Source organism: Nostoc sp., assembly GCF_036917375.1.
Taxonomy (GTDB): Bacteria; Cyanobacteriota; Cyanobacteriia; order Cyanobacteriales; family Nostocaceae; genus Nostoc.
This window is the reverse complement of record NZ_JBALDN010000060.1, coordinates 1-12,124: the sequence shown is the minus strand read 5'-3', so window position 1 is coordinate 12,124 and position 12,124 is coordinate 1. Positions and strand designations below refer to the sequence as shown.

Sequence of the window (12,124 nt, the reverse complement as noted above, 5' to 3'; positions counted from 1 at the left end):
TCTCTAAAACTGTATTAAACACTACTTTGTACCAATTTAATTGGTAAAACTTTACTGCAAGATATATGCTCTGTTTATTGGAGTTTGGGGCTTTTAAGCCAAAATAGCAGGTAGAAAATAATCAACCGCCAAAATAATTTGCGCCTCGCAAGCAAATTGGCCATTTCTGTGATAGTCTTTTTATATAGGGAATCAAGACAGCGAAAGCACAAAAAGTCTTCAAAGAGAAATGATATAAACTCAAAGACCAAACTTTCGCCTTGGCAGATGCAATGTTTAAATCCGCTACGGCTTTTTGAAACCAAGAGACACAAAGCCAATGAAGCAGGATAGTGACCTCCGTAATAACTTGAAGTCAATTAGAACTCGCTTAGGCATGAGCCAACAAGATTTGGCTAACATCGCTAATGTGACTCGTCAGACAATTAGTGGTGTAGAGTCGGGACAATATGCTCCTTCAGTAGCCATAACACTTCGCTTGGCCAAAGCGCTTGGCTGTCAAGTTGAGGATCTATTCTGGTTAGAGCGAGATTTACCTGAAATTGAAGCAGTTCTTGCCAAACCTGTTCCTAACGGTCAACAACTGCGAGTTAGCATGGCTCGTGTGGGAGGACAATGGATAGCTTATCCCTTGATTGGTAAGGATGCTTTTCGCCAAGATATGATTCCGGCTGATGGTGAAAGTACTAGTCTTACAGGTACAAATAAAGTTCGAGTCCGTCTTTTAGACGATAATCTCGACACACTTCACAACACCGTTGTGATTGCTGGTTGTGCCCCTGTGATTTCACTATGGGCAAGAGCTACCGAACGCTGGCATCCGCAACTGCGAGTCCAATATAACTTCGCCAATAGCATGGCTGCATTGCACAGTCTATGCAGAGGTGAGGCGCACATCGCTGGGATGCATCTCTACGATCCTGAAACTGGTGAGTATAATACTCCCTTTGTTCGAGATGTTCTGGCTGGAAGGGAAGCAGTTCTGATTACCCTTGGTGTCTGGGAAGAGGGACTTTTGTTGAAGTCAGGGAACCCAATGGGAATTAGAACAGTTAGTGACTTAGTTGCTGGGGCGACTATTGTTAACCGCGAAATAGGTTCTGGTAGTCGGATGCTTTTGGAACAAACACTCCAAAAAGAGCAGATACCGTTCGATGCTGTTCAGGGTTTTGACAATGTACTCAAAAGTCACCAAGATGTCGCCCAAGCTGTAGTCAGAGGAGTTGCCGATGCTGGTATGAGTACGGCATCTGTCGCTACCGCCTTTGGGCTGGGATTTATCCCTCTACATCAGTCACGATATGATTTGGTGATTCTCAAGGAATATTTGGAAGAAGCACCTGTACAGCAGTTGCTCAGTACTTTGGGACATCGGATGGTTCACTCACAATTTGAAATTCTCGGCGGTTACGATATCAGCAAAATCGGAGAAGTTGTAGCGACTATTTAGAGTGGATTGCAATGGTTGGTTGTGTGGTTAAAGGAAAATTTAGCGTAAATTTAAATTCCTCCTGCAACCACTCTTAAGGTATGAGCAACCTTTAGGGAATTACAACAACTGAATAATGCTGAATTTGTAATTCGGGTTGAATTTGAGTTTCCAGCTTGGAATATGTAGCTTTCTTTTTTCCAATTGGTATTACTACCGCCAGAGAAATTGTTTGAATGAGCGGATGGTAATACTTGCATATTCCTTGAGTGATGTCTTATCGCTATAGCCATTAGTCAGAAAAAACAATGACTAATCGCCGAATGGTACTAAGAAAAGCTATAAGCTTTGCTCTAACTGGTTCCCAGTCTCCAGGCTGGGAACCCTTCTCGGAGGCTCCGCCTCCAGTGGCTTGACCAGAGGCAGAGCCTCTTGGAACACATTCCCAGTTTTCAGACTGGGAACGAGATGACACAAGCCTTTCGCCTTTTCTTAGTGTCATTCACCAATGGCCAACGAAAACTGACCACAACTTAAATATGTTCTGGATACAGACTCTTTTTGCTGTAGAACGAGCGCCTCCAACAACGTTCTACATCAGGTTACTGCTGTAACTTGACAGCAAACTTCTGGTAGGCACTACTTTGTGCGATCGCCTCATAAACTCACAGACCCACCAAACAAACAATTACAGGATCAATCATCATGTCCGACGAAAGAATTAGACAGATTGCTTTTTACGGTAAAGGCGGTATTGGTAAATCTACCACTTCTCAAAATACCCTTGCTGCAATGGCAGAAGTGGGTAAACGTATCTTGATTGTCGGATGTGACCCGAAAGCTGACTCCACTCGTTTGATTTTGCACTGTAAAGCTCAAACTACCGTGCTGCATTTAGCTGCTGAACGAGGTGCTGTAGAAGATATCGAACTGGAAGAAGTAGTAATCACCGGTTTCCGGGATATCAGATGTGTAGAATCTGGTGGGCCAGAACCTGGTGTAGGTTGTGCCGGTCGGGGTATCATCACCGCTATTAACTTCCTTGAAGAAAACGGCGCTTATTCAGATGTAGATTTTGTATCCTATGACGTGTTGGGCGACGTTGTATGCGGTGGTTTTGCGATGCCAATTCGTGAAGGTAAAGCGCAAGAAATCTACATTGTTACCTCTGGTGAAATGATGGCGATGTTTGCAGCCAACAACATTGCTCGTGGCGTTCTCAAATATGCTCACACTGGTGGTGTACGTTTGGGTGGACTGATTTGTAACAGCCGGAAAACTGACCGGGAAGACGAACTTATTAGTACTCTAGCAGCTAGATTAAGTACTCAGATGATTCACTTCGTCCCCCGTGACAATATCGTGCAACACGCCGAATTGCGCCGGATGACTGTAAACGAGTACGCACCTGACAGTGGACAAGCTAATGAATACCGCACACTAGCAGACAAGATTATCAACAATACAAATCTCGCCGTTCCCACACCCATTGAGATGGACGAACTAGAAGAATTGTTGATTGAATTCGGTATCCTCGAAAGTGAAGAAAATGCTGCAAAACTAACAGGTGCCGCCAACGCTCAAGCAGATGGTGAGAAGAAGCTAGAAGATGCTCAAGGCGAAGCACTAGAAGCGCTGAAAAAAGGAAATGTAGAAATAGTTTCCGGTAGTTAAAAGAAGTAAGGTTCTTTATCTGACTCAGGTACTAAATACAGAGTAAATATCAGGTGGGCAAAAATAGCCCACCCTCTCACCGAAACAGTTCTGAGTGTTGAGTAATATTAGCGGATAGCTAAGGTTTAGTCCGTGCTGAGTAAAAAGTAAAATTAGACCGACTAAGCATCAAATTAGTTTTGAGTAGCGAATGCTTCGGCTAAGAGTAGGAAGATTCATTAATACTACTTATTCATTACTTTTGACTCAGGACTCAGGACTCATCCCTTTTGAAAAATCCTTTAAAATGGAGGTAATCGAATAGCCAATCTTAACTTTTGTTTGTTTCAACTTCACCGTGCTAACACTAATTTTTCAAGGTCTACACAGCAACATTAATACTTTAATAGTCTAGTTCGTGTTTTTGTTTTCTCCTTCTCTAACCTAGTTGGTGTTTATGTTTTAGGGGATAGAAAATGAGCTTTCTCATCCCTTTTTCTTCCATGCTTTAGATACATGGTTAATAAATGAAAATCTTATGAAGACCTTTTGGAATTATCTTAACACCTAATAACTTCTACCTATTGTCACCAAAAAAAATGAATCCCACCCCAGAAAAAATCAACGATTCACTCAGTGACTCCAATTCTGAAGATGCTCCTCAGCAACAGAAAGTGCATAAAAAAAAGTCCTCTACACAATTACCCCAACCTGGAACTACTCAAGGGAGTTGTGCTTTTGATAGTGCAATGATTACCCTAGTACCAATCACCGATGCTGCTCATGTAGTTCACGGGCCAAGTGGCTGTGCTGCCAGTATTTGGGGAAGTTACAGCAGTCTCTCCTCTGGTTCGATGCTGTACAAAACACGTTTTACCAGCGATATAGATGAGAACGATATCATCTTCGGTGGAGCTAAAAAGCTGTACAAAGGCATTTTAGAATTAACAAGACGCTACCAACCGACGGCGGTATTTGTTTACTCCACTTGCATCACCGCCCTGATTGGAGATGACATTGAGGGAGTTTGCAAAGATGCTACTGAGAAAACAGGAATACCCACTATCCCTGTACATTGTCCTGGATTCATTGGGAACCAAAATTTGGGCAATCGTGTTGCTGGTGAAGCAATGCTAGAACACGTTATTGGAACAGCTGAACCAGACACTAGTACACCTTATGACATCAACCTAATTGGTGAACATAACATCGCAGGTGCAATATGGAATGTTCTACCGTTATTGGAGAAATTAGGTATCAGAGTTTTGGCAAAAATTACAGGCGATGCTGTCTACAAAGAAGTTTGCTATGCCCATCGCGCCAAACTTAACGTCATACTCTCTTCCAAAGCACTCATCAACGTAGCAAAAGGGATGGAGAAAAAATATGGCATTCCCTATATTGAAGAGTCTATCTATGGTATAGAGTCAATCAATCAATGTTTAAGGAATATTGCGGCAAAGTTAGGTAATTCTGATTTGCAGGAACGTACGGAAAAGTTAATTGTAGAAGAAACTGCTGTAATAGATGAAAAACTCGCTCTGTATATTACCCGATTGCAAGGTAAGCGCATTATCCTTTCTATTGGAAGTTTCAAGAGTTGGTTGATTATCTTTGCTGCTAAGAAATTGGGGATGGAAGTTATTGCTATTCTGACTAAGAATAATACTGATGAGGATAAAATTAGAGTCAAAAGTTTGTTAGGTCAAGATGGCATAATTTTAGAACAAAATAGTTCTGAAGAAATCCTACAGATAATTAACTCTAATCTTGCTGATATGTTAATTGCTGATAAACGCCATCAAGACACCTCTCTCACAGCTAGAATTCCATTCCTAGATATTAATCAAGAACGCAACCATCCTTATGCAGGGTATATAGGAATTTTAGAAGTAGCACGAGAATTGTATGCCGCTTTTTACAATCCTGTGTGGGAGCAAGTATACCAGCCAGCCCCGTGGTCAGAGGAGGAAATATAATGGCGATTATTAGTGTTACGAGTACATCTGTTGCAGTTAATCCCCTGAAGCAAAGCCAAACTGTGGGTGCAGTTTTAGCCTTTTTGGGGTTGAAAGGGATGATGCCTTTATTACACGGTTCTCAAGGCTGTACTGCTTTGACTAAGGCGGTATTAGTACAGCATTTCCGTCAGACGATTCCTCTTTCCAGTACGGCGATGACCGAAGTTGCAACCATTTTGGGTGGTGAGGAAAGAGTTGAAGAAGCAATCTTGACTTTGGTGCAGAGATCCAAACCAGAAATTATTGGTCTTTGTAGCACTGGACTGGTGGAAACCAGAGGCGATGATATGGGGCGTTTTGTGAAGGAGATTCGCCACCGTCACCCAGAACTGGATTATTTACCAATTGTGCTTGTCTCTACACCAGATTTCAAAGGTACATTACAGGATGGCTTTGCTGGTGCAGTTGAGAGTATAGTTAGGGAAATTCCCCAAAAAGGCTCTAAACAAGATGCTTGTCCCACACAAATTACTATTTTGGCGAGTTCTGCCTTCACACCAGGGGATGTACAGGAAATCAAAGAGATTGTCACCTCTTTTGGACTTGAACCTATTTTTCTACCTGACTTTTCTGGCGTACTAGATAGTCATATAGAAGATTCTTCTAGTGCCATTACAGCTAATGGCACAAATGCAGCACAATTACGCTCAATTGGCAGTTCTGTATTCACTTTGGCGCTAGGTGATAGTATGCGGGGTGCAGCACAAATTTTGGAGCAGAGATTCAATATACCCTATGAGGTATTTAGTGAATTGACGGGACTAGCAGCAGTAGATAAATTCCTGCAAGCATTGGCGGATATCAGTGGCGTCAGCGTACCGGAGAAATACCGCTGTCAACGCCGTCAGTTACAACATGCGATGTTGGAGAATCACTTTTACTTTGGGTGCAAGCGAGTTGCTTTGGCATTGGAACCCGATTTACTTTGGTCAACAGTTGCTTTTTTGCGATCGCTAGGAGTTGAGATTCACGCAGCAGTGACAACAACACGCTTTCCTTTGCTAGAAAAACTGCCGATCAAGAGCGTCACTATCGGCGATTTGGAAGACTTTGAGCAATTGGCGGTTGGGTCTGATTTGCTAATTACCAACTCTCATGGAAAGGCGATCGCTCAACGCTTAAAAATTCCTCTCTATCGTCAAGGGATTCCCATTTTTGACCGCTTAGATAGTGGTCAGTTCTGCAAAGTTGGCTATCGAGGTACTATGCAACTTTTATTTGATATTGGCAATCTGTTTTTAGAGCAGGAAACAAAGATTAAGCATTAATATTAGTTATCATGTCGATGTTTCCTTCACTTACAGAGACATTTTAAATAATGATGAAAAGGTTTGTAGAGTGGTGTGTTGATTTTTCTTCTTGGTGGAATATTCGCCAAAGTAGAAAGTATTTTTTGTTTATCGTTATGCTGACCTTGAGTGCGATCGCTACGATGATATTATCGTTCCCCTTGAACGCTCAAATTAATCTGCCGTCAACGCCAAAATCTGAGTTAAGGGGAGTGTGGTTAACAAATATTGATAGTGATGTCTTATTTGAGCGCGATCGCCTCAAAGGATCTTTGCAACGCCTTGATGAACTCAATTTCAACACCATATATCCGGCGGTTTGGAATTGGGGATATACATTGTATCCTAGTAAAGTTGCCCAAAAAGTTATCGGGCGATCGCTCGATCCCACTCCCGGATTGCAAGGGCGAGATATCCTCAAAGAAATTGTCGATGTGGGACATCAAAAAGGGTTAACAGTGATTCCCTGGTTTGAATTTGGCTTCATGGCACCAGCAGATTCTCTGTTAGCTAAAAATCGTCCCCAATGGCTCACTAGTCGCAGCGATGGGACTCGCATTGTCAAAGATGGGAATGATAATCGCATTTGGCTAAATCCCTTTCGCCCAGAAGTACAACAATTTATTCAAGATTTAATCGTTGAAATTGTTAGAAATTACAATATTGATGGTATTCAATTTGATGACCATTTTGGCTTACCATCAGAATTAGGATACGATGCCTATACAGTGGCACTTTACAAAAAAGAACATCAGGGGAAAGCTCCCTCGAAAAACTTCAAAGATCCAGAATGGGTACGCTGGAGAGCTAACAAAATCACCGAGTTTATGAAGCGGGTATTTACAGCTATCAAAGCTACTAAAAAAGATTGTCTGGTTTCCGTTGCTCCTAATCCTCAACGTCTTTCCTACGATTTCTTTTTAGCAGACTGGCAGAAGTGGGAACGGCTGGGAATCATTGAAGACTTAGTTTTGCAGATATATCGTGATGACTTGAATGTTTTTATCAGAGAATTAGAATATCCAGAAGTGAAAGCGGCAAAGAGCCATATTCCAGTGAGTGTAGGCATTTTGGCTGGGTTGAAAAACCGATCTATACCGATGCAACAGATTCAGACACAAGTGCAAAAAGTACGCGATCGCAATTTTGCTGGAGTCTCTTTCTTTTTCTATGAAACCCTCTGGAACATGAGCAAAGAAAAGCCACAAGAGCGTCAAACTGCCTTCCAGAAAATTTTCCCCACACCTGTAGCTTACCCAAATTTGCTAGCAGGTTGGAAACCATAAGAAAGGATGAAGGATGAAAGTTAATACTTTATCCTTCACACTTATACTCGTCAGTCAGACTGCTCAGGTTTTGCGCTCAATCCCCTTTACAAAACTGAATTACGAATTACGAATTACGTTAGCGTAGCGGGGGAGCATCCCAATTTGGCAAAAATATATGGAACTGATGCAAAAACCCTTTTAAATCCTCTTACCTTTGTGTCCTTTGCGTCCTTCTCTGACGAGACGCTGCGCGAATGCGGTTCGTTTTTTATCCTCTGGGATAAGTCATAATGCCGTATGTAAATTAAACTTGCACATTTGGGATGCTCCCGCGTAGCGGGGCGTAGCCCATTACGAATTACGAATTATTTTAACTAGCTTGCTGTCCAAACCGTCTCTGTAAATCAGCCTCCGCTTCCTCAATTGTCATCGGAAGCTGTTTTGCAGATTGGGCGCGTTTCCTGTCGATGTAAATATGAAATGCTTCATCGTCGTTGCGATGCTCCAAAATGTAAGTTCTGAGTTGCTCTAAAGGCATTTGTTGAAAGTTAGGTTTTGTCATAACCAAAGAATTTCTCCAGTTGGTGTTACCTCAGCTTCGATTGAATTATTCGCCAAGATATAAACATTTTTGGTGCGCTCGTCTAACCTTACAAGGTCTATTCCTTTATAAACTCTGGTAAGTTGAGCGCACACCCGAATTGCGGAGATTGCTTGTTTGGGTGTAGGCTCCATAAACACTATCCTATTCCCAAACGCCCAGCCAAGCCAGGAGTAAGGGGTAGAAGCGTGGTAATCATTAAGAATAGAGCCAAAAGCCCCAAAGCGGCTCTAGCATCATCAGGTTCAGTGACTTCATTCAAGCTGGGGCGTTCTTGATCTCGTTGCAAAAAGAAAATCACGATCGCCCAGTACATGGCAAGAGTATTACCGAGAGACACTAGCGCCAGTAAAATTAAAGTTGCGATCGTTGCTCGTCCTGCGGTTTTGCGTCCATAAATTGCCTGCACAATCCGCCCACCATCTAGTTGTCCGGCGGGCATTAAGTTCAAAGCGGTAATTACTAACCCCAACCAACCAATCACCACTAGGGGATGAACGCTTACCAGGGGTGACTGCAACGCCGAACCAAGGACAACTCGCGCCAAACTTCCCACCAAAATCGACCCCTGGAAAAACTGATTTGGCAATTGAAATAAACTACCTGGATGGGAAAGCAGCAAGCCCGTCACCAGCATTAACAAAGAGACAATACCACCTGCGGCTGGCCCTGCCAAGGCGATATCAAATAATACCTTGCGGTTGGGCAACAGAGACTCAAAGCGGGTAATTGCGCCAAAAGAGCCAATTTGCACTGCGGGTAGAAAAAAGGGCCAGCTAAGGCGAATTTGGTGACGCTGTGCAAGTAACCAATGACCAATTTCGTGAGCTACTAAAATCGAAAATATTCCAGCGCCTATGGGCAAAGCTTCTTGAAACCGCCCTGGATTGCCAAAAAAATCAAAATTCAGCAGTAATCCCGCAGCTTCTAAACTTGTGGCAATGGTCGCTATTAACAGAATACCTGCAAAAGCTTTTTGCGATAATAACATCGGCCGGGGATCGTTGCGGCTGGGTAGGACGATTACCACAGGTCTACCGTCTGTATTTTCCACTAAAAACAGACGATATTTATCGCCAAGGCGTTGTTGTAAACTTGCAGTTAGACGGTTGTGAGTCTCTTCTGGTTCTCCCCGTAGATTGCCTTTAAAAATGGCTCCATCTTGGTAAGCGATCGTTTCTGTAGCAAAAAACGTATCGATACCGAAAATACCTTTAACTGCATTCAAGTCTTCTTCTGGTATCGGTGGGATCTCCGGTTTCAGTTCTGCTACTTTTAGTTGTGGGGAATTTGCTTCAAGTGAGGAAGCAGCAGCGAGTCTTTCTGTAGCGCGTTGCTTGAGGATGGCATCTTGCCCAGCTGCGCGTAACTGTCTGCCCAAGTAGACGTACAATCCGGCGGATGTCACCACCAAGAACAATATACCCGCTATATTGATGTAAATCCCTGCGGCAAACAATCCAAAAAACAGCAGCCAGGGAGTCATCAACACCACCGACTGTAACCAGGCTAAGATTCCCAGTTTACCAAAAGGTCTGGCGCGATAAAAGCCCCAGCCCAAAATGCCTAAAGCTACCAGTAGGATTGCCGCCAGGATAGAAGTTTCTGATAAAGTAAACATCTCCAAACCTTTGCTATTGAGACTAAGCCAGAACAAGTCCGGTATTGCAGATACACTTATTAATGTATAACGCCGCCTGTAATCTGCTCAAATTATCCTGCTTTGTGCGTAGCTGAGGCATCGGGCAAGTTGAACTAATAGCTCGACTTACAGCAGATTTCAGCTTGGTGCGGTATACAAACTAGGTTTCAAAGGTAAGAGGCAATTTATAAAGTAATAGACCACGCGGTAGGGGCGCAAGGCTTTGCGCCCCTACGACAGGTGTGGTTCAAATACATATGAAAACTGCTGTAAGTAGGATGTGTTAGGGCTTTAGTATAACGCACCAGCTTTTGAGCAACCTGAAAAGAGAGCGATCGCATAACATATCAATCGCTCTCTAACCCAATAATTAATTTGCTCAAACTCTATATGAGCAAAGTATTCTTCTAAGTCCAATAAAGAATTTCAGCCTTTGGAAAGCGCCTACTAATCTCACTCTCAAAAAAGCTACGCAACGCCTTCATTGTGTCTTTCTCATAAATGTACTTCGTCCCACCAAACTTATTACGTTTGACACTACGTTTTGCCTCATCCATCTCTAATTTCGATTGCGGATACCAAGTTTGTAACACTTCTTTTGATCCTGGTGTGAACCGATGCGAGATTAACTCAAAGGTAAGGTTACAGTCAAAATCCAGTGCCTCGTTTATCTGGTCAAACAAACGACTATAGTGCATTTGCCAATCGTCTATCGGCATAATTGGCGCGATAACCAAGCCTACTGGATAACCGCCACCGCCACGCTCTTGTGGTAGCGCCAACCGTCGCAACGCATTCAGTCTAGATGCTACGGATGCTGTGCCACCTTCAAACTTACCAGAAATTGGTGCGGCATTAACGCTCATCCGACAGCGAGTATTCCCATTGTGTGGTAAGTCGAGTAATCCATCCACAGCATCAAACTTCGATACCCAACGTAGATGTGCATTGGTACGAGTGCCAAAGTAACAGATACATTCAGCAAGACTTCCAGTTAAATGCTCAATACCCAATGGATCTGTATAACAGCTAACTTCAAAACTTGTGTTTTTACCCTGTTGCTCGTAGTTAGCTAAGTTCTCTAATATCTGCGGTAAGTTAGCAAAAACGCGGATGACAGGTGGCCCCGACAAGCTACCAGCTAGGTAGCAGTATTGACAGTGAGCCGGACAACCCTCGGCAAGGTGAAACTGCCAATCCGCAGAAGGTGGGATCGGACTCAGCTTAAAAGAACTGGGTGGTGCAGTAACCACAGCTAAGGTACGCTTGGCGATGTTGTAAGTATCCCGCTCAGATTCACCGCGCAGACCCTTTAGGCGGTTCTGTGATAATTCTTCTATTGGTAAGTTGAGTGACTGCACACGTTTAAGAATCTGCTGCCCCCAATCTTCATCTAGAGCAGCAGGTGTAAACAGTACCCGTTCAGGTATCCACAACCTTGGCGATCTTGTTTGTGTATCTGATACTGAAACTTGGTCTGTAATGGTATTCAGCAATATCTTTCTCCGTTATTTAGTTTGCTGACTTCTGCAATTAATTTTCTAGGACTTGCTTTATTCGTCGTTCTAACAAATCAAGATCCAAACTGCCTTCATCACGGTTAATTCGGCGCACAGTTGAATTAACATTAGCTAAATTAACCAATAAATCTTGAAGAATTTCCTGCTGCTGACGCGCTTGCGTAACTTCGCGTGGTTCTTGTACTAAATCACGGATGATGGTATCTTCAGCGCGAGAGGCGATAATTGGATCGCTTTGCCCTTGAACGTGAACAAAGGTTCGTCGCCCTGGGCCTCGCTCCTCTTCTATTGGTATAACTGCTGTCACTTGGTCAGAACGCACATATTTGCCAAATCCCAAATGGACTAGTTCTGATGAGAGGATTTTCATATAATTGATTGAAGCGTTATTTTTATGTCTTACTTGTATTGTAAAATCTAGAAAAGTGACTTAAAGCTATAGAGCATACGGGTTATACCCAATTCAAGGTAGTAGTTTCCTTTCCCAATTGCTACTTGATATCTCTATGTCAGTCACGCTATTTTTACCAGCTTTGGGGCTGTTCTAGGTTTCAGCAAGCTCAATAAACTTAAGTTTTAGGTTGTAGTCCTAACTTTGGCTTGTTAAGAGCTGATTCGTAAAGTAAATATTAAATAGCCAATCGCCTAACCATGAGACGAAGCAAAGAACCATAAATCATGGCTTCACTTACCTCTGAATA

11 protein-coding genes are annotated in these 12,124 nt (G+C 42.9%); 5 read left to right on the top strand and 6 right to left on the bottom strand.

Annotated elements, in window-relative coordinates:
• Nucleotides 1–319 precede the first annotated feature (319 nt).
• Nucleotides 320–1,450 (top strand): substrate-binding domain-containing protein, encoded by a 1,131-nt coding sequence (locus V7K45_RS16105; RefSeq protein ID WP_335005076.1) that lies wholly within the window; start codon nt 320–322, stop codon nt 1,448–1,450.
• A gap of 271 nt (nt 1,451–1,721) precedes the next feature.
• Here the strand turns inward: V7K45_RS16105 and V7K45_RS16100 are convergent, their stop codons facing one another.
• Nucleotides 1,722–1,931 carry a hypothetical protein gene (locus V7K45_RS16100; RefSeq protein WP_335005074.1) on the bottom strand — a complete coding sequence of 70 codons (210 nt, stop codon included), beginning with the start codon at nt 1,929–1,931 and terminating at the stop codon, nt 1,722–1,724.
• 203 nt (nt 1,932–2,134) lie between these two features.
• Between V7K45_RS16100 and nifH the strand changes: the two genes are divergently transcribed.
• The 4 genes from nifH (at nt 2,135) to V7K45_RS16080 (ending at nt 7,678) form a co-directional block, all read left to right on the top strand.
• Nucleotides 2,135–3,103, top strand: a complete 969-nt coding sequence (nifH, locus tag V7K45_RS16095; RefSeq protein ID WP_335005072.1) for a nitrogenase iron protein — start codon at nt 2,135–2,137, stop codon at nt 3,101–3,103.
• Between the two features lie 578 nt (nt 3,104–3,681).
• Nucleotides 3,682–5,061, top strand: a complete 1,380-nt coding sequence (gene nifE / locus V7K45_RS16090; protein ID WP_335005069.1) for a nitrogenase iron-molybdenum cofactor biosynthesis protein NifE — start codon at nt 3,682–3,684, stop codon at nt 5,059–5,061.
• On the top strand, nt 5,061–6,371 hold the full coding sequence (gene nifN / locus V7K45_RS16085; RefSeq protein ID WP_335005067.1) for a nitrogenase iron-molybdenum cofactor biosynthesis protein NifN: 1,311 nt from the start codon (nt 5,061–5,063) through the stop codon (nt 6,369–6,371). Before nifE ends, nifN begins: the two co-directional genes overlap by 1 nt.
• A 53-nt stretch (nt 6,372–6,424) precedes the next feature.
• Nucleotides 6,425–7,678 (top strand): glycoside hydrolase family 10 protein, encoded by a 1,254-nt coding sequence (locus V7K45_RS16080; RefSeq protein WP_335005221.1) that lies wholly within the window; start codon nt 6,425–6,427, stop codon nt 7,676–7,678.
• Between the two features lie 352 nt (nt 7,679–8,030).
• Here V7K45_RS16080 and V7K45_RS16075 read toward each other — a convergent pair whose 3' ends face one another.
• The 5 genes from V7K45_RS16075 to V7K45_RS16055 all read right to left on the bottom strand — a co-directional run bounded on the left by V7K45_RS16075 (nt 8,031) and on the right by V7K45_RS16055 (nt 11,793).
• Nucleotides 8,031–8,222, bottom strand: coding sequence for a DUF6887 family protein (locus V7K45_RS16075; protein ID WP_335005065.1), 192 nt, complete (start codon nt 8,220–8,222; stop codon nt 8,031–8,033).
• Nucleotides 8,219–8,395, bottom strand: coding sequence for a DUF6888 family protein (locus tag V7K45_RS16070; protein WP_335005063.1), 177 nt, complete (start codon nt 8,393–8,395; stop codon nt 8,219–8,221). Before V7K45_RS16070 ends, V7K45_RS16075 begins: the two co-directional genes overlap by 4 nt.
• Before the next feature lie 5 nt (nt 8,396–8,400).
• Nucleotides 8,401–9,882 (bottom strand): site-2 protease family protein, encoded by a 1,482-nt coding sequence (locus V7K45_RS16065; protein ID WP_335005061.1) that lies wholly within the window; start codon nt 9,880–9,882, stop codon nt 8,401–8,403.
• Nucleotides 9,883–10,310: 428 nt separating this feature from the next.
• Complete coding sequence (locus tag V7K45_RS16060; protein WP_335005219.1) at nt 10,311–11,333, bottom strand: SPL family radical SAM protein; 1,023 nt, start codon at nt 11,331–11,333, stop codon at nt 10,311–10,313.
• Between the two features lie 103 nt (nt 11,334–11,436).
• Nucleotides 11,437–11,793 carry a hypothetical protein gene (locus tag V7K45_RS16055; RefSeq protein WP_100897934.1) on the bottom strand — a complete coding sequence of 119 codons (357 nt, stop codon included), beginning with the start codon at nt 11,791–11,793 and terminating at the stop codon, nt 11,437–11,439.
• Nucleotides 11,794–12,124 lie beyond the last annotated feature (331 nt).

Bases quoted from the DNA above. Each gene is read 5' to 3' on its own strand.
- V7K45_RS16105 (WP_335005076.1), top strand. From the start codon at position 320: ATGAAGCAGGATAGTGACCTCCGTAATAACTTGAAGTCAATTAGAACT.
- V7K45_RS16100 (WP_335005074.1), bottom strand. From the start codon at position 1,931: ATGACACTAAGAAAAGGCGAAAGGCTTGTGTCATCTCGTTCCCAGTCT.
- nifH (WP_335005072.1), top strand. From the start codon at position 2,135: ATGTCCGACGAAAGAATTAGACAGATTGCTTTTTACGGTAAAGGCGGT.
- nifE (WP_335005069.1), top strand. From the start codon at position 3,682: ATGAATCCCACCCCAGAAAAAATCAACGATTCACTCAGTGACTCCAAT.
- nifN (WP_335005067.1), top strand. From the start codon at position 5,061: ATGGCGATTATTAGTGTTACGAGTACATCTGTTGCAGTTAATCCCCTG.
- V7K45_RS16080 (WP_335005221.1), top strand. From the start codon at position 6,425: ATGAAAAGGTTTGTAGAGTGGTGTGTTGATTTTTCTTCTTGGTGGAAT.
- V7K45_RS16075 (WP_335005065.1), bottom strand. From the start codon at position 8,222: ATGACAAAACCTAACTTTCAACAAATGCCTTTAGAGCAACTCAGAACT.
- V7K45_RS16070 (WP_335005063.1), bottom strand. From the start codon at position 8,395: ATGGAGCCTACACCCAAACAAGCAATCTCCGCAATTCGGGTGTGCGCT.
- V7K45_RS16065 (WP_335005061.1), bottom strand. From the start codon at position 9,882: ATGTTTACTTTATCAGAAACTTCTATCCTGGCGGCAATCCTACTGGTA.
- V7K45_RS16055 (WP_100897934.1), bottom strand. From the start codon at position 11,793: ATGAAAATCCTCTCATCAGAACTAGTCCATTTGGGATTTGGCAAATAT.